This is a genomic window from Gemmiger sp. An194 (genome assembly GCF_002160145.1).
GTDB lineage: Bacteria > Bacillota > Clostridia > Oscillospirales > Ruminococcaceae > Allofournierella.
Genome location: NZ_NFKA01000007.1, coordinates 107053 through 129901, shown reverse-complemented (window position 1 = coordinate 129901; position 22849 = coordinate 107053). Strand labels below are relative to the sequence as shown.

27 protein-coding genes and 1 tRNA gene are annotated in these 22849 nt (G+C 58.1%); 2 read left to right on the top strand and 26 right to left on the bottom strand.

Going from position 1 to position 22849, the window contains the following annotated elements; all coding sequences use genetic code 11:
* Window positions 1–154: 154 nt before the first annotated feature.
* The 6 genes from B5F28_RS06555 to murD all read right to left on the bottom strand — a co-directional run bounded on the left by B5F28_RS06555 (window position 155) and on the right by murD (window position 6490).
* The gene (locus tag B5F28_RS06555) at window positions 155–715 is read right to left on the bottom strand and encodes a TetR/AcrR family transcriptional regulator C-terminal domain-containing protein (RefSeq protein WP_087185531.1); all 561 of its coding nucleotides are present in this window, start codon (window positions 713–715) and stop codon (window positions 155–157) included.
* Between the two features lie 444 nt (window positions 716–1159).
* Window positions 1160–1235, bottom strand: a tRNA-Asn gene (locus B5F28_RS06550).
* Window positions 1236–1365: 130 nt separating this feature from the next.
* Window positions 1366–2646, bottom strand: coding sequence for a cation:proton antiporter (locus tag B5F28_RS06545; RefSeq protein ID WP_087294498.1), 1281 nt, complete (start codon window positions 2644–2646; stop codon window positions 1366–1368).
* A gap of 358 nt (window positions 2647–3004) precedes the next feature.
* Window positions 3005–4264 carry a methionine gamma-lyase family protein gene (locus B5F28_RS06540; protein WP_087294496.1) on the bottom strand — a complete coding sequence of 420 codons (1260 nt, stop codon included), beginning with the start codon at window positions 4262–4264 and terminating at the stop codon, window positions 3005–3007.
* Between the two features lie 46 nt (window positions 4265–4310).
* Window positions 4311–5102: a GNAT family N-acetyltransferase gene (locus B5F28_RS06535; RefSeq protein WP_087294494.1), complete on the bottom strand. Its 792-nt coding sequence runs from the start codon at window positions 5100–5102 to the stop codon at window positions 4311–4313.
* Window positions 5099–6490 (bottom strand): UDP-N-acetylmuramoyl-L-alanine--D-glutamate ligase, encoded by a 1392-nt coding sequence (murD, locus tag B5F28_RS06530; RefSeq protein WP_087294492.1) that lies wholly within the window; start codon window positions 6488–6490, stop codon window positions 5099–5101. Before murD ends, B5F28_RS06535 begins: the two co-directional genes overlap by 4 nt.
* Before the next feature lie 318 nt (window positions 6491–6808).
* On the opposite strand from murD, the gene B5F28_RS06525 reads away from it, so the two are divergent.
* Together B5F28_RS06525 and B5F28_RS06520 are read left to right on the top strand one after the other, a co-directional pair.
* The gene (locus B5F28_RS06525) at window positions 6809–8404 is read left to right on the top strand and encodes an ABC transporter substrate-binding protein (protein ID WP_158097539.1); all 1596 of its coding nucleotides are present in this window, start codon (window positions 6809–6811) and stop codon (window positions 8402–8404) included.
* 141 nt (window positions 8405–8545) lie between these two features.
* Window positions 8546–8818 (top strand): metal-sensitive transcriptional regulator, encoded by a 273-nt coding sequence (locus tag B5F28_RS06520; RefSeq protein WP_087183621.1) that lies wholly within the window; start codon window positions 8546–8548, stop codon window positions 8816–8818.
* Between the two features lie 76 nt (window positions 8819–8894).
* On the opposite strand, the gene B5F28_RS06515 is transcribed toward B5F28_RS06520, so the two are convergent.
* The 20 genes from B5F28_RS06515 to rplR form a co-directional block, all read right to left on the bottom strand.
* The gene (locus B5F28_RS06515) at window positions 8895–10043 is read right to left on the bottom strand and encodes a ribose-phosphate pyrophosphokinase (protein WP_087294488.1); all 1149 of its coding nucleotides are present in this window, start codon (window positions 10041–10043) and stop codon (window positions 8895–8897) included.
* 364 nt (window positions 10044–10407) lie between these two features.
* Window positions 10408–11241, bottom strand: coding sequence for an energy-coupling factor transporter transmembrane component T family protein (locus tag B5F28_RS06510; protein WP_087294486.1), 834 nt, complete (start codon window positions 11239–11241; stop codon window positions 10408–10410).
* Window positions 11226–12947 carry an ABC transporter ATP-binding protein gene (locus B5F28_RS06505; RefSeq protein ID WP_087294484.1) on the bottom strand — a complete coding sequence of 574 codons (1722 nt, stop codon included), beginning with the start codon at window positions 12945–12947 and terminating at the stop codon, window positions 11226–11228. The genes B5F28_RS06510 and B5F28_RS06505 overlap by 16 nt, the downstream gene beginning before the upstream one ends.
* A 197-nt stretch (window positions 12948–13144) precedes the next feature.
* Complete coding sequence (locus B5F28_RS06500; RefSeq protein WP_087294482.1) at window positions 13145–13690, bottom strand: ECF-type riboflavin transporter substrate-binding protein; 546 nt, start codon at window positions 13688–13690, stop codon at window positions 13145–13147.
* A 78-nt stretch (window positions 13691–13768) separates the two neighbouring features.
* Window positions 13769–14623, bottom strand: a complete 855-nt coding sequence (locus B5F28_RS06495) for an SAM hydrolase/SAM-dependent halogenase family protein (protein WP_087294480.1) — start codon at window positions 14621–14623, stop codon at window positions 13769–13771.
* A gap of 243 nt (window positions 14624–14866) precedes the next feature.
* Window positions 14867–15208: a 50S ribosomal protein L17 gene (rplQ, locus tag B5F28_RS06490; RefSeq protein WP_058965276.1), complete on the bottom strand. Its 342-nt coding sequence runs from the start codon at window positions 15206–15208 to the stop codon at window positions 14867–14869.
* Window positions 15209–15231: 23 nt separating this feature from the next.
* The gene (locus tag B5F28_RS06485) at window positions 15232–16188 is read right to left on the bottom strand and encodes a DNA-directed RNA polymerase subunit alpha (RefSeq protein ID WP_058965277.1); all 957 of its coding nucleotides are present in this window, start codon (window positions 16186–16188) and stop codon (window positions 15232–15234) included.
* Window positions 16189–16267: 79 nt separating this feature from the next.
* A complete protein-coding gene (gene rpsD, locus B5F28_RS06480) occupies window positions 16268–16870 on the bottom strand; it encodes a 30S ribosomal protein S4 (protein ID WP_087294478.1) in 603 nt (200 codons plus the stop codon).
* A gap of 21 nt (window positions 16871–16891) precedes the next feature.
* Complete coding sequence (rpsK, locus tag B5F28_RS06475; protein ID WP_058965279.1) at window positions 16892–17299, bottom strand: 30S ribosomal protein S11; 408 nt, start codon at window positions 17297–17299, stop codon at window positions 16892–16894.
* Between the two features lie 15 nt (window positions 17300–17314).
* Window positions 17315–17686, bottom strand: a complete 372-nt coding sequence (gene rpsM, locus B5F28_RS06470) for a 30S ribosomal protein S13 (RefSeq protein WP_058965280.1) — start codon at window positions 17684–17686, stop codon at window positions 17315–17317.
* A 94-nt stretch (window positions 17687–17780) separates the two neighbouring features.
* On the bottom strand, window positions 17781–17894 hold the full coding sequence (gene rpmJ, locus B5F28_RS06465; RefSeq protein WP_058965281.1) for a 50S ribosomal protein L36: 114 nt from the start codon (window positions 17892–17894) through the stop codon (window positions 17781–17783).
* 33 nt (window positions 17895–17927) lie between these two features.
* Window positions 17928–18146, bottom strand: a complete 219-nt coding sequence (gene infA, locus B5F28_RS06460; protein ID WP_058965282.1) for a translation initiation factor IF-1 — start codon at window positions 18144–18146, stop codon at window positions 17928–17930.
* Between the two features lie 20 nt (window positions 18147–18166).
* Window positions 18167–18418, bottom strand: coding sequence for a KOW domain-containing RNA-binding protein (locus B5F28_RS06455; RefSeq protein WP_087294476.1), 252 nt, complete (start codon window positions 18416–18418; stop codon window positions 18167–18169).
* Window positions 18406–19179, bottom strand: coding sequence for a type I methionyl aminopeptidase (gene map / locus B5F28_RS06450; protein ID WP_087294534.1), 774 nt, complete (start codon window positions 19177–19179; stop codon window positions 18406–18408). Before map ends, B5F28_RS06455 begins: the two co-directional genes overlap by 13 nt.
* A gap of 5 nt (window positions 19180–19184) precedes the next feature.
* The gene (locus tag B5F28_RS06445; RefSeq protein WP_087294474.1) at window positions 19185–19817 is read right to left on the bottom strand and encodes an adenylate kinase; all 633 of its coding nucleotides are present in this window, start codon (window positions 19815–19817) and stop codon (window positions 19185–19187) included.
* Between the two features lie 40 nt (window positions 19818–19857).
* Window positions 19858–21153, bottom strand: coding sequence for a preprotein translocase subunit SecY (gene secY, locus B5F28_RS06440; protein ID WP_087294472.1), 1296 nt, complete (start codon window positions 21151–21153; stop codon window positions 19858–19860).
* A gap of 1 nt (window position 21154) precedes the next feature.
* Window positions 21155–21595, bottom strand: coding sequence for a 50S ribosomal protein L15 (rplO, locus tag B5F28_RS06435; protein ID WP_058965286.1), 441 nt, complete (start codon window positions 21593–21595; stop codon window positions 21155–21157).
* 20 nt (window positions 21596–21615) lie between these two features.
* A complete protein-coding gene (rpmD, locus tag B5F28_RS15105) occupies window positions 21616–21774 on the bottom strand; it encodes a 50S ribosomal protein L30 (RefSeq protein WP_058965332.1) in 159 nt (52 codons plus the stop codon).
* A gap of 203 nt (window positions 21775–21977) precedes the next feature.
* Entirely contained in the window at window positions 21978–22478 is a 501-nt protein-coding gene (gene rpsE / locus B5F28_RS06425) for a 30S ribosomal protein S5 (protein ID WP_058965287.1), read from the bottom strand.
* A gap of 11 nt (window positions 22479–22489) precedes the next feature.
* Window positions 22490–22849, bottom strand: coding sequence for a 50S ribosomal protein L18 (gene rplR / locus B5F28_RS06420; protein ID WP_058965288.1), 360 nt, complete (start codon window positions 22847–22849; stop codon window positions 22490–22492).

Sequence of the window (22849 nt, the reverse complement as noted above, 5' to 3'; positions counted from 1 at the left end):
GAAAAGTAAAAACCGGGACGCTTGTTCCGCTGCAACTCGGCGAAAAGCGTTTCACTGTTATTATTATAACAATATGATTTTCCCGTTTACAAGTTACACATGAATCCCAGTGTCACATTTCATAATTTTATCAAAAAGGCCGGAACAGCCCGCATCAGGCTTCCGGGTGCAGATCCCGCAGCAGCAGCTCCAGGCGCTGGGGCATCGCCTCAATCAACAGCTCCACCATCTGTTCCGGGCTGCGCTTCATACCGCTCACTGCCCAGCTGGCAGTCATCTGAATGGACGCACGGCAGTACATCTCCAGCAAAAAAGCCACATCCTCGGTGAGAGGCGCACCGGTCTTGCGGGTGATGATCTCGCTGTAAAAACGGTGAATGTATTCATAATCGTACGCCATCAGTGAGTTGGCGTCGTGACTGCCGAAGGCACAGGCAAAAAAGCTCTGCTCCGCCTTAATAAAGCGAAATTTATTGAGCAGGCCCTCCCGCAGGGTAAGGCTCACGCCCATCTCCTTGAAGGACTGCTCAACCAGCCGCTCGAAATACCAGTTTACCAGATCGTATTTGTCCAAAAAGCATCGGTAAAAGGTCTGACGGCTTACCCCGCAGCCCTCCACGATCTGCTTCACGGTGATCTTATCCAGAGGTTCGCGTCCTACCAGTTCTTTCAGGGCATTGGCCAGCTTATATTTGGTTTTCAGCGCAGATTCCATGGCGGGCGCCTCCTTTTGACGAATCGTTCTACCCTTTTACTTTATCACAAACCTGATACAAAGTCACGATATTTACCGGCATCACACAACGCACAGGGTCGTTGCCGCTTTGCAAAAAGAAAGAGCGTACCGGTTACCCAATGCGCAAAACACAAGCGCCAATGCAGATCGAACCAACGACCATTCCGAGCCCGGAAATTGTCGCGCTGCACTACGGGCTTTCGCCCGCAGCACATCGCTCTGTTTCCGGGCCCGCCTCCGCCTCGCTGCATCGCCCACCGGGCGCGCTCGGCTCCGGCGCAGTTAACAGCCGCCCCGCGCCGTTTTATTCGTGCATCCAGTTTTGCTTTGCGGCACCCCGCTGGTTCTTGCGGCTGTGAACGCACAGGGTTGTTGCCGCTTTGCAAAAAGAAAGAGCGTACCGATTGCTCGATACGCTCTTTTTGGCTCCCCAAGTTGGACTCGAACCAACGACCCTGCGGTTAACAGCCGCATGCTCTACCGACTGAGCTATTGAGGATTATCTGGCCGCCTTGCTTCCGGCGACTTTAATAATATAACACAGTTCAGAAAAGAATACAAGTCTTTTTTTCTAGTTTTTTCAAAAAAATATGTGCGGGCCCTGTTCAGGGCCCGCACATGTAAGCAACTCAATGCTTCTGATTCTTTTCCTTGATCTCCTGTTCGCGGGTGAGCAGCTGATCGGTAACGATATCCAGCTGTTCCAGCGCTTCGCTGCGGTTCTCCAGCGGGCTCTCCTCCAACTGCAGAGCATCCTCACCACGGTAGGCAAGCTTCAACAGAATCGGGGTCAGGATGGTGCTGATGATAACCATGATGATCACAGGTGCGAACAGAGCGTCCGGCATCAGGCCAACCTCTGCGCCCTTATTGGCAACGATCAGCGCAACCTCGCCGCGGCATACCATGCCCAGGCCGATCTGGTTGCACTCGCGGGTGGTGAAGCCACACATCTTGGCACCCACGCCGCAGCCCAGCCACTTGGACAGAACCGCAACCACCACCAGCAGTACGCTGAAGATCACGATCTGAGTGCTCATGGCAGGCAGCACCACGGTCATACCGATGCTGGCAAAGAACACGGGGGCCAGGAACAGGTACTGCACCGGCTCAAACTTGGAGGCGATGTAGCCAGCCTTCTTGGTGGCACCGATCATCAGACCAGCCGCAAAGGCACCGGTAATATCGGCCACGCCGAAGAAGTGCTCGGCGATCCAGGCCATCATCAGGCAGACCACAAAGGCCGCGATGGGGAAACGCCGCAGATCGCGGCGGCCGGCACGCTCGATGTACCAGTCCAGCACCTTCAGGCCAACCACATACACAAAGCAGCAGACCACCAGGAACAGAACAATCTTCAGCAGCACAACCGCAATGCTTTCGCCGCCGCCGCCCAGGCTGGTCATGATGGTCAGGGCGATGATACCCAGAATATCGTCGATGATGGCAGCGGCCAGAATGGTGTTGCCCACCCGGCTCTGCAGACGGCCCATCTCACGCAGGGCCTCCACCGTGATGCTCACGGAGGTGGCGGTCAGAACGGTACCGATAAAGAAGTTCTGCAGCATGTTCTCGGTGGGAGCCAGCCAGGCAGCCAGACCCGCACCGCCCAGCAGCGGCACCAGAACGCCAAGCATCGCCACCAGGAAGCCGGACTTACCCGCGTTCTTCAGGTCGCGGATATCGGTCTCCATACCGGCAGAGAACATGATCACGATCACGCCCAGCTCCGCCAGCTGCTTGATCATCTCACTGTCGCTGGGCAGCAGGCCGAACACAGCGGGACCCAGCAGCAGACCTGCCAGCAGAGCGCCTACCACCTGAGGCATCTGGAAGCGGCGGGTAATCAGGCCGCAAACCTTGGTGCTCACCAGGATCAGAGCGATCTGCCACAAAAAATCATAAGACATATCGTTGATTCCTCCCAATTTAAACTCTCTCTTATTAAGTAGGGCACCAACGCATTATACACAAATCAATCACAAAGTGCAAGCACAGTATTTTTGCACAATTGCTTACTGAGAGAAAAAAACTTTGCCACTTTTTTAGCAATAATTCACAAGCAAACAATATCGCCAGTTTTCTTCCATAAGAAACAATTATTTTGTGAATTCCGTTTCACTGTTTCGAACATTTCTTTTAGCCCAGTACAGTTCTTACAAAATTATATCAATTTCTTCATAAAAAACCGTAGCATCGATTGTGCAAAATAACACGCAAAAAGCCCCATATCAAAGCGATACGGGGCTTTTGAGAATGCTTTTATCGTTATTGGCCGTCAAATGCCCGCTGGGCAGCCAGCAGCACACCTGAGCGGCTGGCCGCAAAGTTCAGACCACCCTGCAGGTAAACGGTATAGGGCGGGCGCATGGGTCCATCACAGCTGAGCTCGATGCTGCTGCCGTTGGTGAAGGCACCCGCCGCCATAATCACCTCGCTGGTGTAGCCGGGCATGGCGTAGGGCTCCGGTGCGGCAAAGCTATCCACCGGGCTACCTGCCTGGATACCCTGACAGAAGGCCACCATAGCCGCCGGGTCACCGGTTTCAAAGCTGGTGATAATGTCGTTGCGGGGATCGGTATACTTGGGCAGAGGATTCTTGCCCAGCAGATCCAGCAGACAGCTGGCATAGATGCTGGTCTTGATGGCCTCGGCAGTCACGCCGGGGGCGTAGTACAGGCCCAGATACAGCTGACGCAGACTGTCCAGTGTGCAGCCCAGCTCCCGGCCGGTGCCGGGGGCAGTGAGCCGGTGGGCGCACTTTTCCACCAGGTCGGCCCGGCCCGCCACGTAACCGCCGGTGGGGGCGATGCCGCCGCCGGGGTTTTTGATCAGACTGCCTACAATCAGGTCTGCGCCCACGCTGGTGGGCTCGGCAGTCTGGGTGAACTCGCCGTAGCAATTGTCCACCATGACCACCACGTTAGGATTGGCCTGCTTGGCGGTGCGGATCACCTTTTCGATGGTGGCCAGGTCAAAGGCAGCACGGCTGGAATAGCCACGGCTGCGCTGGATGTGGCAGACGGTGGCGTTCTTTGCCTTCTCCGCGATCAGCTCATAATCCGGCATGCCGTTCTGCAGGGGAGCCTCGTCGTATTTCACGCCGTACTCCGCCAGAGTGCCGCAGCCCTTGCCCGCATCACCGATGCCGATCACGCCCTCCAGGGTATCGTAGGGGCGGCCGGTGGCTGCCAGCAGAGTATCGCCCGCCCGCAGCAGGCCAAACAGCGCCACCGTCAGCGCATGGGTGCCGGACAGAAAATGGGGCCGGCAGAGTGCGTCCTCCGCGCCCACCACCTGGGCGAATACCTGATCCAGACGGTCCCGGCCCGCGTCGTCGTAGCCGTAGCCGGTGCTGCCCATCATGTGGGTAGCGGCCACCCGGTTATCGGTGAAGGCCTTCAGCATCTTCACCTGATTATAATCCCGGATGGCGTCGATCTTCTCGAACTCGGGGCGGCACAGCTCCATGGCACGGGCGTCCAGCTCCTGAAAACGGGGGCTCACATCAAAAAATTGCTCGATCATGTATGATAATATCCTCTTTTCTCGTATTGATAACAGGCAGCTTTTTTCATTCTGAATCCGACGGAGGGCTATAGCTGCTCACTTCGCCCTGTTTGATGAATCCCAGCTGCCGGTAGAATTCTTCCAGCTCAGGCAGGCACAGCAGCTCCGCCAGAATTCCCTGCTCCGCCAACTGGTTGGCCAGTCCGGCCACCAGCGCACCTGCCAGGCCATTGCCTCGGACATCTCGCGCGGTTTCCACCCCGGCCAGATAGGCGTTTTTGTTCCAGAGGGCATAAGCCCCTGCCGTGGCGACAAGCTCCCCGGCCTGGTCCCTCACAGCCCAGAGCAGCGCGCGGCCATGGTTCACCAGGGTGCAGGTCTCGCTGTAAAAGCAGTCCCGGGTCTGCTGGTCCCCGCTCAGGCTTTCGCCCCGGCAGAGAAATTCGGTTACCCGGCTTACGGCAGGCTGTTCCTCCAGTGAAAAGCCCGCAGGCAGCTCCCGCCGGGGCAGTTGCTCACCGGCGGGCAGAACCATCCGGGAGTACCGTCTCCGCAGCTGCCAGCCCTCCGGTACCGTTCCGGCACAGCGCAGCCGGCTCACGCCCAGAAAGCCCAGAAAACCGGCCAGTTCTTCGGCATCCGCCGCACCGGCCAGAAGTGCTGTCTGCCCACGGATGCCCAGTGCAAAGGGGGGCTCCCCCTCACCGCTGGTGTAAAACTGCCAGCCGGAGCCGGGCAGCGGTCCAAACACCGTCTCGCTTGCGCCCAGCTGGCAGGCCACGCCTGCGGCCCGGGGATCGGCCAGCGCGGCCGCAAAGCGCCTCCGGGTTTGTGCGGAATTGACCGCGCAGATCACAGCGCGTTCACCAGTTCCTTGAAGTGACGGCCACGCACCTCAAAGTTGGGGTACAGATCAAAGCTGGCGGATGCGGGCGACAGGCTGACCACATCGCCGGGCTTTGCGTTTTTGCGGGCCAGCTGCACCGCCTCGGCCATATCCTTGGCATGCTCGATGACCAGGCCGCTCTCGGCAAAGCCGGGGCAGGCGCGCACCGCTTCCTCGATCTTGGGACCGGTCTGACCCATGAGCACCAGAACCTTCACATGGGCCAGGATCTCGGGAGCCAGCGGCTCGTAGGGGATCTTCTTGTCGTAGCCACCGGCGATGATGATGATCTTCTGGTCAAAGCTGCGCAGACCCGCAATGGTGCGGGTGGGGCTGGAGGCAATGGAGTCGTTGTACCACTGCACGCCGTCCAGCAAACGCACCGGCTCGATGCGGTGCTCCACGCCGGTGAAGCTGGAGCCCACCTTGGCCATGGCCTCCACCGGTACCCGGCCCCACACAGCGGCACAGGCGGCCAGCAGATTCTCGATGTTGTGCACACCCCGCAGCTTGATCTCGTCCTTGTGCAGGATGGGGGTCACGGCGCCGTTTTCCGCCATGCAGAGCATGCCGTCCTGGCGCAGGAAGGCACCGTTGTCGGTTTCCCGCAGACGGGTGAACCAGCACTGGGTCCCCTTGCAGTCCGCCTGCATGCCGCGGGTGATCTCGTTCTCGTAGCCCAGCACCGCCCGGCAGCTCTCGTCCTGCCAGAGCAGGATGTTCCGCTTGGCGTCCACATACTCCTGCATGTCCTTATGGTGATCCAGATGGTTGGGGGTCACATTGGTGACCACCGCCACCTTGGGGCTGCGGCGCATGCTGATCAGCTGGAAGCTGGAAAGCTCCACCACCGCCTCGTCCGCCGGGTCGGTCTGGTCCAGAATGGGCAGCAGGGCCCGGCCGATGTTGCCGCCCAGATGCACGGTGCGGCCCGCCGCCTCGAACATGGCAGCGATCAGACTGGTGGTGGTGGTCTTGCCGTCCGATCCGGTGACCGCGGTGATCTCACAGGGGCAGTACTCGAAGAACAGCTCCATCTCGCTGGTCACCAGGCTTCCCGCATCCTTGGCCGCCTGCAGCGCCGGGGTGTAGTACTCGAAGCCCGGCGTGCGCATGATGATGTCCTGCCCGGCCAGGCCGTTCAGATAATCCTCACCCAGGCTCAGAGCCACACCCAGCTGATTCAGGGTGTCGGCATAGTCGCCAAAATCCGCCAGCTGCTTTTTATCGCACAGCGTCACCTGCGCCCCCATGGCGCAGAACTGCCCGATCAATGTTTTATGGCTCACGCCGGCGCCGATGAAGGCCACCTTTTTTCCCTTGATGAATTTGGCCAGCCGCTGCTGATCCTTCTGCATATTGCAAAACCCCTTTTCCCTTTGATGGAACTTGATTTTTATGGATTGGTGTGATCAAAAATGGTCTGTTGCTATTATAGTCACTTTTGGCCGCCCGCGCAACCAAATCCCCCTCTCTTGCCGGGCATTTCGGCCATTTGGCTGCAAAATCATCCGCCCAATGCCAAAATTTACGTTTTATTTACGGATTTCACCCCATTTGCCCCGGCATGGATTTGTATTTTGACGCGTTTTTTGATAAGCTAAATATGTATGTCTTCGGGCATTTTGTTTTTACATCACCGGCCCATCCGGCCGTTTACCGAAAGGACCTGTTCCATGAGATTCCATCGTATTCTCTGCCTGTTGCTCTGCCTGTTCCTGGCTGTGGGATTTCTCACCGGCTGTGGCTCCGGCGGAGCCAGCTTTACCTGGCGGGTGGACCACGTGCCCGCCAACCTGGACCCGCAGATCGCACAGGACAGCCCCGAGCGCATCGCCGTGACCAATCTGTACCGGGGTCTGACCCGCATCGACGAAAACAGCGAAGCCGTGCTGGACTGCGCTGAGAGTTATACCGTGAGCGCTGACGGCCTGACCTATACCTTTACATTAAAGGATGGCCTGGCCTACACCAAACTGAAAAAACACGAAAAGGAATATCCTCTTACCGCTGCGGATTTTGTATTCAGCATAGAGCGGGTGTTCCGGGAGGAAACCGCCAGCCCCTACCGGGATCTGTTTGCCAATTTGAAAGGGGCCGACGGCACCGGTGCTCTGGGTGTAAGCGCACCGGACGAGCGCACCGTGGTTTACCAGCTGAGCAGCCCTGACCCGGCATTTCTGGAAAAGCTGGCCCAGCCGGGTGCCATGCCCTGCAATGAGGAATTTTTTGAGCACAGTGCCGGGGCCTATGGTCTGAGTGCCGCCACCACCCTGGCCAACGGACATTTCTATCTGTATAACTGGAATGAAAACGGTCTGTTTTTGCGCCGCAGTGCCAGCGGCAGCCTGATCACCAGCCTGCGCATCGTGCTGGACACCACCGCCCAGGCTACCCCCACACCGGAGCCTGCCTCCGGCACCTCGGTGGCCCAGAATCCAACGCCCGCCACCGGCGCGGCCGCAGTGGCAGCCGGAGATGTAACCGCCGCCATTGACGAGGCATCTGCCGCCGGGAGCCTGCCCTCCATCCCCTACACATCCACCACCTGGGCCCTGGTATTCAACTGCGAAGATAGACAACTTTCTTCCCAAAACGTGCGCCTTGCCCTGGGTGCCAGCGCCGCCGGCATCGAACAGCTGCCCACCGGTTTTTCTGCTGCAGACGGTCTGATCCCGCCTGCCATTCAGGTGAACGGTTCCGGCTACCGGGATGCAGTGGGAAGCCAGATGCCCGCTGTGGGCGATGTGAAGGAGCTCTGCCGGACCGGATTAAGTGAAGCAGGGCTGCAGCGGTTTTCCGGCATCCAGGTGCTGTATCCCGAAGGAACCGTTTATCAGACCCTGATCGAGCAGGTCAGCCAGCAATGGCAGAAAGAGCTGGGCGCGTTCTCCGCCTACTTCACACTGAAGGCAGTTCCGCTGGATGAACTGAAAAGCACCGTTGCCAGCGGCGACTACCAGATTGCCCTGCTTCCCTTCTCCCCCACCAGCGCGGACGGCACCGCCTTTCTGCAGCAGTTTACGGACGGTGCGTTTACCGGGTGGGAATCCGCTGCCTTTGACAGCCAAGGCAATCAGCTGGCCGGACAGCTGGACCCCGTTGCCAGTGAGCTCGCTCAGGCGGAGCAAACTTTGCTGGCGGGCGGCGCCATCTCTCCCCTGTGGTATCAGGATCAGGCCCTTGTAATGGCTCCGGGCGTGGAGCACGTGGTGTTCGATCCCTTCGGTCCGGTGCTGGATCTCACCTGGGCAACCTATACAGGAGGTTAATCCGCGTCTATCTTTTCCGCTTCGTACACCCTGCAAGCCTGTTTTGGGCCGCGCCGGGTGTTCTGTTTCCAAAATTGCCGCGGGGTATTTTCCCCACATAGCTGATTTAGATATTTCATAAACAAGAGGAGGACATCCGTCATGCATTGCCCACACTGCCAACATTCCGCCGACGTGAACCGCCGCCTGGCTCGCATCAGCGGCCAGCTGAACGGTATCCGGGAGATGGTGAACGAAGGACGCCCCTGCGGCGATTTGCTGACCCAGCTTTCCAGCGTGAACAGCGCCATCACGCAGGTGGCAAAGCTGATCCTCACCGAACACCTGGAACATTGCGTGCGCAGCGGCGAGGATACTGACGAGGTGATCGCCCAGCTTCAGACCGCCATCGACCAGTTCGCCAAGCTGAAATAACTTTGTATGAAAAAAGCAGTGCTCCGGCTCTTGAAAAGCCGGGGCACTGCTTTACTTTTTGTATAAATGCGCTTGCTTATTTCACATTGTAGCGCTTCAGCAGAGCGTCGATCTTGCTGTGAGGATCGATGATGTCGCCGATGCTCATATCGTGGTTGATGGCATCCACAAAGTGAGCAATGTACTTGGACACATCCACCTCATGGAACCACTCACGGCTCAGCAGCTCGGGGGTGCGGTAGGTCAGGTTGGTACCGAACACGCCGGAGATGACGCCCTCCTGGTAGGCCTTGTCGAACTCGGCCAGGCCGTTGGTGTAGATGGCGTAGGTGGCGTAGCAGAAGATGCGCTTGGCACCGCGCTTCTTCAGCTCGTAGCCGATATCCAGCATGCTCTCGCCGGAGGAGATGATATCGTCGGCGATGAACACATCCTTGCCTTCCACGCTCTCACCCAGGTACTCGTGGGCCACGATGGGGTTGCGGCCATTCACGATGCGGGAGTAGTCACGGCGCTTGTAGAACATGCCCAGGTTCACAGCCAGCACGCTGGAGTAGTACATGTTCCGGTTGATGGCGCCTTCGTCGGGGCTGATCACCATGAAGTTGTCCCGGGTGGGCTTGAAGTCCTCGATGCACTTGAACATGGTCTTCAGCACCTGGTAGGTGGGCATCACGTTGTCCATACCCATCAGAGGTACCGCGTTGGAAACGCGGGGATCATGAGCGTCGAAGGTGATGATGTTCTCAACGCCCATGCTGTGCAGCTCCTGCAGCGCGTAGGCGCAGTCCAGGCTTTCACGGTAGGAGCGGCGATGCTGGCGGCTGCCGTAGAGCAGAGGCATGATCACGGTGATGCGGCGAGCCTTACCGGAAGCAGCCTGGATCAGACGCTTCAGATCCTGGTAGTGATCGTCCGGGCTCATGCAGTTCTCGTTGCCGAACATCTTGTACTTGCAGCTGTAGTTGCCCACATCCACCACAAAGTACAAATCGTCGCCGCGCACGCTCTCGCGGATCACGCCTTTGCCGTCGCCGGAAGAAAAGCGGGGGCACTCGCTGGGGATGATGAAGGTCTCGCGGTCCACGCCCTTTTCACGGGCCCAAGCCACCAGATGGCGATCGATCAGGGCGGTCAGCTCCTGGGCGCCGGGAGTGGCGATCAGGCCGAGTTCAGCAACGCCGTTGTTTGCCATGAGGATCTCTGTACCGTTGGATTGATACATCTTTAAACGCTCCTTACGTTGTCAAATGTTTTTTTGCCCGATTGGGCAGACTTCGTTCAACCTAATATTAACATAAAATTTACTTTTATGCTCGCCAATTCTCTTCTTTTCGTCATTTTCTGCGGCTTGCCCCGCCTTCTGTTTCTCTACGCGATAAAATTAGGCGTTTTGCCCAATTTTTCATACCGAAATTTCTGTATTCACCCGGCTTCGGGGGTATTTTTATCTCATCAGAAGTCGTTATTTTCCTATCAAAATAGCCAAACTTTTTTTCAAATCCTCGGTATTGTGCCCAATTTTTTCTCCCACACGCAAAACACCCGCCCGGTGCGGATGTTTTTCCGAATCGGACGGGTGTTTTCACTTAAATAAACGGGTTATAATAGCGGCTGCCATCCCAGAAGGTGAAGATCAGAGATCCCACAGAAATCACCGTACCCAGAACCAGCACCACCCAGTCCCGGGTGGCGAAAGGCCGCTTTGCGTACCAGGTGCGGCGCTTGTTTTTGCCGAAGCCTCGCAGCTCCATGGCGTTGGAAATGACCTCGATCCGGTTCAGGCTGCCCAGGATCAGCGGCAGCAGAATGTTCGCGCTGCCCTTGAGCCGATCCATCAGCTTATCCTTGCCGGAGATATCCACACCACGGGCCTGCTGGGCCTGGTTAATGTTGTGATAATCCCGCTGTACGTCCGGGATATACCGCAGCGCCAGGGCCACCGCATAACCGATGCGGTAGCTCACGCCGATACTGGCCAGGCTGGCAGCAAACTCGCTGGGATCGGTGCACAGAATAAACACCAGCGCCAGCGGAATGACCACCACCACCTTCAAGGTCATATTCAGGTGGTAGAACAGCTGCTGTGCCGTAAAGGTATAGGGCCCGATCAGCTGCACCAGCAGGGTGCGGCTCTGGTAGATCTCCACGCCGTATTCCGGCTTGAACAGGTAAACGAACAGGTTGTTCAGCACCAGGAAGACAAACGCCATCCACAAAATGAACTTCACGTCCCGGTAACGCACCCGGCTGATCTTGAAGATGGCCAGGCTCATCACCAGAAAGACCACCAGCACCCGGGTGTCGTAGGTGACCATGGTGGCCACGCTGAACAGCAGGAACACGATCAGCTTGGTGGTACCGGTAAGCTTGTGCACCACGCTGCCCCGGGGCAGATAGGAAAGGATCAGATTGTTTGCCACTTGTCGCGTACCTCCCGGTCGTAGTCGATAAAATGCTGCACAAAGGCCTCCGGCGGCTGAATGCCGCACTTCTGGGCCAGGGTAAAGAGACTGGTTTCCTTCAGCGCCGCCTGCTCCACCAGAGCGCTGTCGCACAGCAGCTGGGCAGGCGTCAGATCGCCGATCATCCGGCTCTGGTTAAACACCAGCGCCCGGCTGGTGTATTCCAGCATCAGGTGCATATCATGGGTGACCATAATCACCGTGTAGCCCTTCTGGTTCAGGCTGCGCAGAAATTCCATGATCTCGGTGTAATGGCGGAAATCCTGGCCGGCAGTGGGCTCGTCCAGAATCAGCACCTTGGGCTGCATCACCAGCACACTGGCGATGGTCACCCGCTTCTTCTGACCAAAGGACAGGGCGGATACCGGCCATTTCCGGAAGGGATACAGTCCGCAGATGGTGAGCGCCTCATGGACCCGGCGCTCCACCTCGTCCTCCGGCAGCTTTGCGGTACGCAGACCCAGCGCAACCTCGTCAAAAATCAGACTCTGACTGATCATCTGGTTCGGGTTCTGCATCACGTAGCCGATGTGGGCGGCCCGCTCCTTGATGGTATCCCCCTCCAGGTTCCGGCCGTTTAGCCACACACTGCCGCTGCGGGGTGTTTCAAAGCCGCAGATCAGCTTGGCCAGAGTACTCTTGCCCGCGCCGTTGCGGCCCACGATACTCACCATGTCGCCCTCATTCAGGGTGAAGTTCACATCCCGCAGGTTGGTCACGCCCTCGCTGTAGCCGAAGCACAGATCCTTTACCTCCAGCAGCGGAGCGGCAGCAGGAGCTTGTGCGCGGGTCACCGTCTGTCGGTACCAGGCGCGGACCGCCTCCCTGTCCTGCTCGGTGAGGCACAGCGTGTCCACATGGGCGGGCTTTTTCTCCGCCTCCAGTGATACGCCTGCATACTTGAGCGCAGTAATATACAGCGGCTCCCGGATGCCGTTTTCCGCCAGCTGATTTCCCGCCAGCAGCGCTTCCGGTGTCGTATTCGCCAGAATACGCCCGTCTCCCATGAGCACGATTCGATCCACGCTGCGCCAGAGTACATCCTCCAGACGATGCTCGATGATGATCACCGTGGCGCCGGTCTTTTTCTGCACCTGATCGATCAGCTCGATGGTCTGCTTGCCGGCAGCCGGGTCCAGATTGGCCAGGGGCTCGTCAAACAGTAGGACCTTCACATCGTCCACCATCACACCGGCCAGGCTCACCCGCTGCTTCTGCCCGCCGCTTAATGCGTGGGGCTCCTGCTCCAGCATGGTATCCACATCCACAAGGCGGGCCACCCGCTCCACGGTCTGTTTCATCTCCGGCTGGGCCACACACTGATTCTCCAGCGCAAAAGCGATGTCCTCGCCCACGGTCAGGCCGATGAACTGACCGTCCGGGTCCTGCAGAACGGTGCCCACATGCTTGGACAGCTCAAAGATACTGGCATGAGGTGCATCCACTCCGTCCACCATCAGGCTGCCGGTGCAGCGGCCCGGGTAGCTGAAGGGGATCAATCCATTGATGCAGCTTGCAATGGTGCTTTTACCGCTGCCGGACGGGCCTGCGATCAACACCCGTTCCCCCGGCTGAATGGCCAGATCAATGTTGTACAATGTGGGCTCTGCCTGAGCATCGTACTGGAAGCCGAAATTCTTAAATTCAATGATGGGCTGTGCCACGGCGGTTCCTCCGTTTTTGTAGCTCTTCCCGCACGCCGGAAGATGGGGCGGCGGTATTGCAGGGGAAACACATCTCCTGCCGGAAATATCTGCCCGCAGGTCCATGCGGGCTGCTCATAGAAAAAGCGGGGCTTTCGGCGTATTCTGCCGGAAGGCCCCGCTTTTCATTCGGGATCAAGGCCAAACCGGCCGATGAATCAATCCTTGTTCAGGGAGCCCTTCTTGGTGCGGGTCTTGGCGTAAGCAACCAGCAGGATGGTGCCAACCACACCGGTGGTGATGGCGTTCACGATACCGGCGGTCAGGCCCTGGGCAAACAGCTTCTCAACAGGCTCGTTGTAGATGGCAATGTCCAGAATGGGAGCCACCACACCCCAGCAGATCACGTGAGCGATCAGCTGAGAAACGTTGAACAGGATGATCTGCTTCTTGCCGAACTCGCCGCTCTCCAGATCCAGCTTGCCCAGGAACAGACCGGTCAGCAGGCCGAACACGCCGGAAGCGATGATCCAGCTCCACCAGGGGCCGTAGGAGGTGAAGTCAACCAGAGCATGGCCGACCAGACCGATTACCAGACCGGCAACAGGACCAAACAGGCCGGCAAACACTGCCAGAATGGCGTACTGCAGGCTCACATAGGTGTTGGGTACCGGGGTGGGAATAGAAACGAGTCTACCCAGTACGAAGAACAGAGCTGCGCCAATACCGATGGCGACAACGGTTTTTACAGACATTTTTTTCATGACGATTCCCTCACTTTTTCTTATATGGATCACGGGCCGGGGGCACGCAAGAATTTCCTGAACCGGCCCGGGCGGACCTTATTCGTAGATCATGCGGGGCGCTTTGCGCACACTGATGCGCCAGGAGGTACCGGTGCCGATGTTGTAGGCCCGGGCAAAGCTGCCCTGATTGATGGCTACAGCCAGGTTATCCAGGCTGTTCACGTACAGCAGAGGCTCACCCACATACACATCTGCAAAGCTCTTGGCGTATACCATGATGTTCTTGTACAGCACCCGGGTATCGTTGCTGATGGTGATCTCCACCCGCTGTCCATGCTCAATGTTCAGCGCCGCAAACAGGGTGCGGGGAATGTTGGTCCACAGGCTGCCGAACCGAACATCCAGCACATCGATGGTGCCGCTGACCACATCGCCGTTCAGCACCGCATCCACCACCGGCAGCTCCACAATGCTGGCCGGATCAATGGCCGGGCCCACCTCTTCCCAGCAAATCACACCGGAAGCCAGCCGTGCACCGGTAAAAGCGTAGATATCACGGCCGTGGAAGGTATAGCTCTCACCGGAATTGGGCAGACGGTTGACCGTCTCGTCGATCACACGAGCCTCCACAATGCCGCTCATCCGCTTGATGTGGGTCAGAGTGCCGTTATCCGGTGTAACGATGTAATGTCCGCCGCTGGTCTTGGCCACAATGCTGCGTCGGTCACTGCCCACACCCGGGTCCACCACACTCACGAACACGCTGCCCTCAGGCCAGTACTGCACTGTCTGGATCAGGCGGTAGCTGGCTTCCCAGATATCGTACTGGGGAATGTCGTGGGTCAAATCGTATACACGCAGGCTGTCGCACACGCCCTCGGCCACGCCGTACATGGCACTCACCGCGCCGTCTGCCAGGCCGAAGTCGGATTGCAGGATCAAGGGTTTCATGGGTCGATTCGCTCCTTTGCCAATGGGATCACCCTGTGGGGTACACACCATTCCGGCCACACCCCGCGGGCGGTAAAAACAACAACTTTTATTATAGGCATCGCGGGGCGTTCCGTCAATATTTTCAGGGGCTTCTTTGCTGTGAAATTCAGGTCAGGCTGCCGGATTTTCCAGCTGTATTCCAATTCCTGAAAAGCAACAAAAAATCCCTGCCCGTTGTGGGGCAGGGATCGCAGGCTTTGATTAAACCAGCTCGATGATCGCCATCTCGGCAGCATCGCCGCGGCGGGCGCCGATCTTGATGATGCGGGTGTAGCCGCCGTTGCGGTCGGCGTACTTGGGGCCGTACTCATCGATGACTTTCTTGGCAACGGTCTCCTTGGTAATGTAGGAGAAGACCTGACGCTTGGAATGCAGATCTTCCTTCTTACCCAGGGTCACCATCTTCTCCGCCATGGAACGAACTTCCTTGGCGCGGGTAACGGTGGTCTCGATTTTGCCGTTTTCAAACAGGTAGGTGACCATAGCGCGCAGCATAGCGTTGCGGTGATCGCTGGTCCGGCCGAGTTTTCTGGTACCGGGCATCCCGTTTCACTCCTTTGCAGTAATTACTCGTCGTCTTTAGTAAGTGTGAAGCCCAGGGAGTCCAGCTTTGCCATGACTTCTTCCAGGCTTTTGCGGCCGAGGTTCCGAACTTTCATCATTTCGTCCTCGGACTTGTTAATCAAGTCTTCCACGGTGTTGATGCCGGCGCGCTTCAGGCAGTTGAAGGAACGCACGCTCAGATCCAGCTCTTCGATGGTCATCTCCAGAGCCTTCTCCTTGCCCTTATCGTCCTTCTCAACCATGATCTCAGCGCCCATGGCCTCTTCCGACAGGTTGACAAACAGATTCAGGTGCTCGGTCAGCACGCGGGCCGCCAGGCTAACAGCCTCTTTGGCGTTGATGGTGCCATCGGTCCAAACTTCCAGAGTCAGCTTGTCATAGTCGGTGATCTGGCCAACGCGGGTGTTTTCCACCGTGTAGTTGACTTTCAGAACGGGGGTGTAGATGCTGTCGATGGGCAGAACATTCAGGTCGTTCTTTTCCAGCACAGCCTGCTTGTTACGCTCTGCCGGCACATAACCGCGGCCCTTGTCGAAGGTCAGCTCCATCACGAGCTTGCCGTTATCTTCCAGGGTGGCGATGTGCCATTCGGGGTTGAGCACCTCGATCTCATCGCTGGGCTTGATGCTGCCAGCAGTAACCTCCCCCTCACCGGACGCTTCGATGCGCACGGTGACAGGTCCGTCGGCGTAGAGCTTGGCAGCGATGCCCTTCAGGTTCAGTACAATCTCGGTCACGTCTTCTTTCACGCCGGGAATGGTGCTGAACTCGTGGACTACGCCATCGATCTTTACGCTGGTGACGGCAACGCCGGGAAGCGACGAAAGCAGGACACGCCGTAAGCTATTGCCCAAGGTGGTACCAAAACCGCGCTCCAGAGGCTCAACGACGAACTTGCCGTAGCGGCCGTCCGGAGACAGGCTGGTGGTATCGATTCTGGGGCGTTCAATCTCCATCATAGTAAAACCCTCCTTGGTGGGCCGGCCAAAACGCGTTTGGCCGGCCTTTGTTGTTCGCTTTCCCTATGCGCTGAGCTTATTACTTGGAGTACAACTCAACGATCAGGTGTTCCTCAACCGGCAGGTCGATATCCTCGCGAACGGGCAGCTTGGTAACGGTGCCCTTCAGAGAGTTCTTCTCACGATCCAGCCACTGGGGCAGGGCAACCACGGGGGCGTCCTCACCGGTCAGCTTGCTGAACTTCACGGAAGAGCGGCTGGCGGAGGCAACCTCCACCACGTCGCCAGCCTTCACCAGGTAAGAAGGAATGTTGACCTTCTTGCCGTTCACGGTGAAGTGAGCGTGGCTCACCAGCTGACGAGCCTCACGACGGGTAGCGGCGAAGCCCAGGCGGTATACCACGTTGTCCAGACGGCGCTCTACCAGAACCAGCAGGTTCTCACCGGTCTTGCCGGGCATGCGGCTGGCCTTCTCGTAGTAGGAACGGAACTGACGCTCCATGATGCCGTAGACGAACTTGACCTTCTGCTTTTCGGCCAACTGAAGAGCGTACTCACTCTTCTTCTTTCTCATCTGGCCGCCAGGATTGCGATTGGTGTTCTTCTTCGCATAACCCATAACAGCAGGAGAAATGCCCAGAGCGCGGCAGCGCTTTGCGATAGGCTGCATATTCTTAGCCATAACTGTAGTTTCTCCTTTCGATCAAATGCGGCGGCGCTTCGGGGGACGGCAGCCGTTGTGGGGGATGGGGGTAACGTCTTTGATCATGTTGACTTCCAGACCGGTGGCCTGCAGGGCACGGATGGCAGCCTCACGGCCAGCGCCGGGGCCCTTCACGTACACTTCAACAGTCTTCATGCCATGCTCCATAGCGGCCTTCGCTGCGGTCTCGGCAGCGGACTGGGCAGCAAACGGAGTGCTCTTACGGGAACCACGGAAGTTCAGACCGCCAGAGCTGGCCCAAGAAACGGTGTTGCCCTGAGTATCCGTAATGGTAACAATGGTATTGTTAAAGGTACTCTGGATGTGAGCAGCGCCGCGCTCAATGTTCTTGCGCTCGCGCCGCTTGGTGCGGACGGCGCCCTTTTTAGCAGCAGCTTTGATTGCCATTTCTCTTGCTCCTCCTTACTTCTTCTTGTTCGCCACAGTGCGCTTGGGACCTTTGCGGGTACGGGCATTGGTCTTGGTGCGCTGACCATGAACGGGCAGGCCCTTACGATGGCGGACACCGCGGTAGCACTGAACCTCCACCAGACGCTTGATGTCCAGCGCAACGTTACGGCGCAGGTCACCTTCCACGATGATGTTGTTCTTGTCCAGGTACTCACGGATCAGACCCTCTTCCTCAGCGGTCAGGTCCTTAACGCGGGTGTCGGGATTGATACCGGTACCAGCCAGGATCTGCTTAGCAGTGCTGGGACCAATGCCATAGATATAAGTCAGGCCTACTTCAACGCGCTTCTCGCGGGGCAGGTCAACGCCGGCAATACGTGCCATAGTTTAAAAACCTCCTAAATTAACATCCCATGTCCATGTCGGGGGCTGCGCCGGGAATCTACGCACTTGCCCCCCTAGCGTTTTGGGCTTTAAATCAGCCCTGGCGCTGCTTGTGCTTGGGGTTTTCGCAGATGACCATCACGCGGCCTTTGCGCTTGATGACCTTGCATTTTTCGCAGATGGGTTTCACGGAAGGTTTAACCTTCATGATGATGAACCTCCTTTTGACTCAAGGACGCTCTTACTTGGAGCGCCAGGTGATGCGGCCCTTGGTAAGATCATAGGGCGACATTTCCAGTGTTACTTTATCGCCGGGCAGGATGCGGATGAAGTTGGTCCGCAGTTTGCCGGAGATGTGTGCCAGCAACCGATGGCCGTTTGCCAGCTCCACCCGGAAGGTGGCATTGGGCAGGGCCTCTACGACCGTACCCTCTACTTCGATTACGTCTTCTTTAGACAAGCTCTTCCCTCCTCGTGAGTTTACATGGGGTGATCAGCGTCATAGGCGCGGATCGCCTCACTGAGCTGTGTGTCGTCTGCGAGAATCTCTTCCCGCAGGACGGTGGCGGTGGGGGCCACATGCCTTATCTTTTTGGCCTTCGGCCGGCTTACTGTGCGCAGACTTCCGTCTGCGAGAGAAAGCATCTGGCCTTCCACGGCCATTACCGCAAAGGTGCGGGTCTTGTCGCGCCCGGCAAGGGATCGAACGAGCTGACCTTTTACAAAGTCCATCCCGGTCCCTCCCAGTCCTTTGTCAAGACGACCGGCCCTGCGGAGGTAATGGCGATCGAGTGCTCAAAGTGGGCAGAAAGACCGCCGTCCGCCGTTTTTACCGTCCATCCATCGGATTGTGTTGCCACTGAATAGTGTTTTTGGTTGACCATGGGCTCAATGGCCAGGGTCATGCCGCTGACCAGCCGGGGGCCGCGCCCGGGTTTGCCGTAGTTCGGCACCTCGGGGTCCTCGTGGAGCTCTTTGCCCACGCCGTGGCCCACAAAGCTGCGCACCACCGAAAACCCATGTTCCTCAACATAGGTCTGCACGGCGTTGCTGATGTCGCCGATGCGGGCGCCGCACACCGCGGCACGAATGCCCATGTGCAGCGACTCGCGGGTCACATCCAGCAACCGCTGGGCTTCCAGGTCCAGCTTGCCGCACCCGAAGGTGCAGGCATTGTCGCCGTTGAAGCCGCCCCAGGCAGCGCCTGTGTCGATGCTGACGATATCGCCGGGCCGAATCACCTTCTTTTTGGAAGGGATACCGTGGATCACTTCGTCGTTGACGCTGATGCACGCGGTGCCCGGGAAGCCGTAAAGGCCTTTGAAGTTGGGCTTGGCGCCCTGCTTCACGATATAGTCATAAATAATCTTGTCAATGTCGGCGGTGGTGATACCTGCCTCGATCGACTCGCCTCCGAGCCGGAGGGCGGCGGCGCTGATTTCACAGGCTCGCCGCATAACCTCCAACTCTTTGGCATTTTTGATCTGGATCACGATGCTCACGCCTCCAGTGCTTTCAGCAGCAGTTCGCTGGTGTCGGCAATGCTTTCATGACCTTCTACCACCACCAGCTTGCCGCGTTCACGGTAGAACGCGATCAGCGGCTCGGTGAGCTCGTGATAGGCCTTCAGGCGGCCCTTCACGGTCTCGGGAGCGTCGTCCTTACGGATGATCAGCGCGCCGCCGCAGCGATCGCACCGGTCAGGCTCCCGGCTGGGCTTGTTTTCCAGGTGGTAGGACGCACCGCAGGCCGAGCATACGCGGCGGCCGGCGAGGCGATGAATGATGATCTCGTCCGCCACTTCCAGGTCAACCACCTTGTCGATGACCACGCCCATCTGCTCCAGTGCCTCAGCCTGAGCCACCGTGCGGGGCACGCCGTCCAGGATGAAGCCATTGGCGCAGTCCGGCTCGGCCAGACGTTCCTTGATGATGCCAATGATGACGGAATCAGGGACAAGCGCGCCCTTGTCGATAAACTCCTGAGCCTTCAGGCCCATCTCGGTGCCGTTTTTGACCGCGGCCCGCAGGATGTTGCCAGTGCTCACGGCGGGGATTTTCAGCTTGTCGCAGATTACCTCCGCCTGAGTGCCTTTACCGGCTCCGGGAGCGCCTAACAGGATGATATTCATACCGGGTTGTCCCCTTTCTCATGGGTCATTGAAATTTTCATTACTCTAAGAAGCCCTTGTGATGGCGCATCAGCATGTAGCTTTCCATGCTGCGGCCGGTATCCAGAGCCACGCCCACAACGATCAGCAGGCTGGTACCGCCCAGCTGAATGTTCATGCCGGCCACGTTACCCAGGATGATGGGCATGACGGCGATGACACCCAGGAAGATCGCACCTACGAAGGTGATCTTGGACAGGCACTTGGTGATGAAGTCGCTGGTGGGTTTGCCCGGGCGGATGCCGGGGATGGCGCCGTTGTTCTTGCGCAGGTTGTTGGCAATCTCAACGGGGTTGTACTGAATGGCCACATAGAAGTAGTTAAAGGCCAGGATCAGCAGCAGGTACAGCACAGCGTACAGCAGGCTGTTGTAGTTGAACACGCTGAAGAAGCCTTGCCAGATGGGGCTGTCCGTCTGGATAAAGCTGGCAATGGTGCCGGGGATGCTCAGCAGGGCGCTGGCGAAGATGATGGGCATAACGCCGCTCATGTTCACCTTCAGGGGGATGTGGCTGGACTGACCGCCATACATCTTACGGCCCACAACACGCTTTGCATACTGTACCGGGATGCGGCGCTCGGAGTTGGTCAGAATGACCACGAACACGATAGCCGCCAGAGCCAGGATCACAATCACCGGGATCAGGATGAAGTACTTGATCTCGCCGTTCATGGCGTTGGTGATCATGGTGCGGGCAGTGGTGATCACGTTGCCCCAGCGGGATACGATACCCGCGAAGATCAGCAGCGAGATGCCGTTGCCAATGCCCTTGAAGTCAATCTGCTCGCCCATCCAGGTGAGCAGCTGCGCGCCGCCGGTGAAGCTGAACACGATAACCACAGCGGAGAAGATGCCCTCCCAGCCGGTAGTGTAGGCCAGCACGCCGGTGTAGCTGCGCAGAACCAGATAGTAGCCCACGCTCATCACCAGCGCGATGCCGGCGCCGGTGTAGCGGGTGATGCGGGTCAGCTTGCGCCGGCCCTCTTCGCCTTCTTTGCTCAGCCGCTCCAGAGCCGGGATGGCCACAGTCAGCAGCTGAATAATGATCGAGGCATTGATATAAGGAGTAACGCCCAACGCGAAAATCGCGCACTGCGACAAAGCGCCACCGCTCATCATGTTCAGGTAGTCCAGCATGTTGCCGGTACCGCCCGCGAACAGCTGCAGCGCTTCCGGATTGATGTACGGCACAGTGATGACGCAGCCAATCCGGAAGATCACGATCACCAGCAGGGTGAACAGGAGCTTTTTGCGCAGCTCAGGGATCTTCCACGCATTCCGGAACGTATCAAACACCTTAGATCACCTCGGCCTTTCCGCCTGCCTTTTCGATCTTCTCTTTAGCAGAAGCAGTGAAGGCGGCGGCCTGAACGGTCAGAGCCTTGGTCAGCTCGCCGTTGCCCAGGACCTTAATGCCGTCCAGAGACTTTTTGATGATACCGGCCTCTACCAGAGCCTTGGTATCTACTACGCTGCCGGCCTCGAACTTCGCTTCCAGGTCGCTGATCTTGACGTTAGCGTACTTGGTGGCAAAGATGTTGTTGAAACCGCGCTTGGGCAGACGACGCTGCAGGGGCATCTGACCGCCTTCGAAACCGGCCTTCTTGACGCCGGAGCGAGCTTTCTGACCCTTGTGGCCGTAGCCAGCGGTCTTGCCGTTGCCGCTGCCGTGGCCGCGGCCTTTCCGCTTTGCAGCGGTGTTGGAGCCCTGAGCGGGCTGTAATTCATGAAGCTTCAATTGCTTGCACCTCCTTGCTGTTACGCTTTGGTCACCGCTACCATGTGGCTGATCTTAGCGATCTTGCCGTTGGTCTGGGCGTTGTCGGGCTGAACGGTTACGTCGCCGATCTTCTTCAGACCCAGGCTCAGAGCGGTAGCGATCTGCTTCTCGCTGCGGCCGGACAGGCTGCGAACCAGCTTGACGGTAACAGTAGCAGCAGCGGCAGCCTTCTTGGAGGCAGCCTTCTTAGCGGGAGCCTTTTCACCCTCAGCCTTCTTGGCAGCGGGCTTCTTGGCGGTGGTGGTCTTCTTAGCCGCAGTCTTCTTGGCTGCAGGCTTCTTCTCAGCAGCCTCGGTGGCTACTACCTTCTTCTCGGTCTCTGCCATGGTTGACTGCCTCCTTAACCTAAGATTTCCTTCACGGTCTTACCGCGCTTGGCAGCAACTTCCTCAGCGCTTACCAGACGGCACAGGCCTTCGAAAGTGGCGGTAACCACGTTGCAGGGGTTGTTGGAACGCAGGCACTTGGTACGGATGTCCTTAATGCCGGCAACTTCCAGAACCGCACGCACGGGGCCGCCGGCGATAACACCGGTACCGGGAGCGGCGGGACGCATCAGGATGCGGCCGGCGCCGAACTCGCCCACGATCTCGTGAGGAATGGTGGTGCCCTTCAGGGCGATGGTGTGCATGTTCTTCTTAGCGTCCTCGATGCCCTTGCGGATCGCCTCGGGAACCTCGCCAGCCTTACCCAGGCCAAAACCGATGGTGCCCTTGCCGTCGCCAACGACTACCAGAGCGCTGAACTTGAAGATACGGCCGCCCTTAACGGTTTTGGATACGCGGTTGATCGCAACAACCTTTTCCAGCATTTCACTGCCGGTCTCGTTATTTCTCTGCATGTGTATCCTCCTTACAGCTCCAGGCCGCCCTCGCGAGCGCCCTCAGCCAAAGCTTTTACGCGGCCGTGATATACAAAGCCACCGCGGTCGAATACTACGACCTTGATGCCCTTCTCCAGAGCCTTCTCGGCGATCATCTTGCCAACCTTGTTGGCAGCCTCGATGTTGCCGCCGAAGCCCTCAAAACCCTTCTCCATAGTGGAAGCGCTGCACAGGGTCACGCCGGCAACGTCATCAATGATCTGGGCATAGATGTGCTTGGAGGAGCGGAATACATCCAGACGGGGGCGCTCAGCGGTGCCGCTGATCTTACCGCGCACGCGGCGGTGACGACGAAGACGAGCTTCGTTCTTGTCAGGCTTATTAACCAT

Excerpts from the sequence above, each read along its gene's own strand:
- rpsK (WP_058965279.1), bottom strand. The coding sequence starts at position 17,299 with ATGGCAATCAAAGCTGCTGCTAAAAAGGGCGCCGTCCGCACCAAGCGG.
- B5F28_RS06500 (WP_087294482.1), bottom strand. The coding sequence starts at position 13,690 with ATGAAAAAAATGTCTGTAAAAACCGTTGTCGCCATCGGTATTGGCGCA.
- B5F28_RS06515 (WP_087294488.1), bottom strand. The coding sequence starts at position 10,043 with ATGTATCAATCCAACGGTACAGAGATCCTCATGGCAAACAACGGCGTT.
- B5F28_RS06545 (WP_087294498.1), bottom strand. The coding sequence starts at position 2,646 with ATGTCTTATGATTTTTTGTGGCAGATCGCTCTGATCCTGGTGAGCACC.
- B5F28_RS06445 (WP_087294474.1), bottom strand. The coding sequence starts at position 19,817 with ATGAATATCATCCTGTTAGGCGCTCCCGGAGCCGGTAAAGGCACTCAG.
- B5F28_RS06455 (WP_087294476.1), bottom strand. The coding sequence starts at position 18,418 with ATGGACTTTGTAAAAGGTCAGCTCGTTCGATCCCTTGCCGGGCGCGAC.
- B5F28_RS06525 (WP_158097539.1), top strand. The coding sequence starts at position 6,809 with ATGAGATTCCATCGTATTCTCTGCCTGTTGCTCTGCCTGTTCCTGGCT.
- rpsM (WP_058965280.1), bottom strand. The coding sequence starts at position 17,686 with ATGGCACGTATTGCCGGCGTTGACCTGCCCCGCGAGAAGCGCGTTGAA.
- rplQ (WP_058965276.1), bottom strand. The coding sequence starts at position 15,208 with ATGCCCGGTACCAGAAAACTCGGCCGGACCAGCGATCACCGCAACGCT.
- B5F28_RS06495 (WP_087294480.1), bottom strand. The coding sequence starts at position 14,623 with ATGAAACCCTTGATCCTGCAATCCGACTTCGGCCTGGCAGACGGCGCG.
- murD (WP_087294492.1), bottom strand. The coding sequence starts at position 6,490 with ATGCAGAAGGATCAGCAGCGGCTGGCCAAATTCATCAAGGGAAAAAAG.
- rplR (WP_058965288.1), bottom strand. The coding sequence starts at position 22,849 with ATGGTTAATAAGCCTGACAAGAACGAAGCTCGTCTTCGTCGTCACCGC.
- B5F28_RS06485 (WP_058965277.1), bottom strand. The coding sequence starts at position 16,188 with ATGATGGAGATTGAACGCCCCAGAATCGATACCACCAGCCTGTCTCCG.
- rpsE (WP_058965287.1), bottom strand. The coding sequence starts at position 22,478 with ATGCAGAGAAATAACGAGACCGGCAGTGAAATGCTGGAAAAGGTTGTT.
- rpmJ (WP_058965281.1), bottom strand. The coding sequence starts at position 17,894 with ATGAAGGTTAAACCTTCCGTGAAACCCATCTGCGAAAAATGCAAGGTC.
- B5F28_RS06555 (WP_087185531.1), bottom strand. The coding sequence starts at position 715 with ATGGAATCTGCGCTGAAAACCAAATATAAGCTGGCCAATGCCCTGAAA.
- B5F28_RS06520 (WP_087183621.1), top strand. The coding sequence starts at position 8,546 with ATGCATTGCCCACACTGCCAACATTCCGCCGACGTGAACCGCCGCCTG.
- B5F28_RS06540 (WP_087294496.1), bottom strand. The coding sequence starts at position 4,264 with ATGATCGAGCAATTTTTTGATGTGAGCCCCCGTTTTCAGGAGCTGGAC.
- rpsD (WP_087294478.1), bottom strand. The coding sequence starts at position 16,870 with ATGGCTAAGAATATGCAGCCTATCGCAAAGCGCTGCCGCGCTCTGGGC.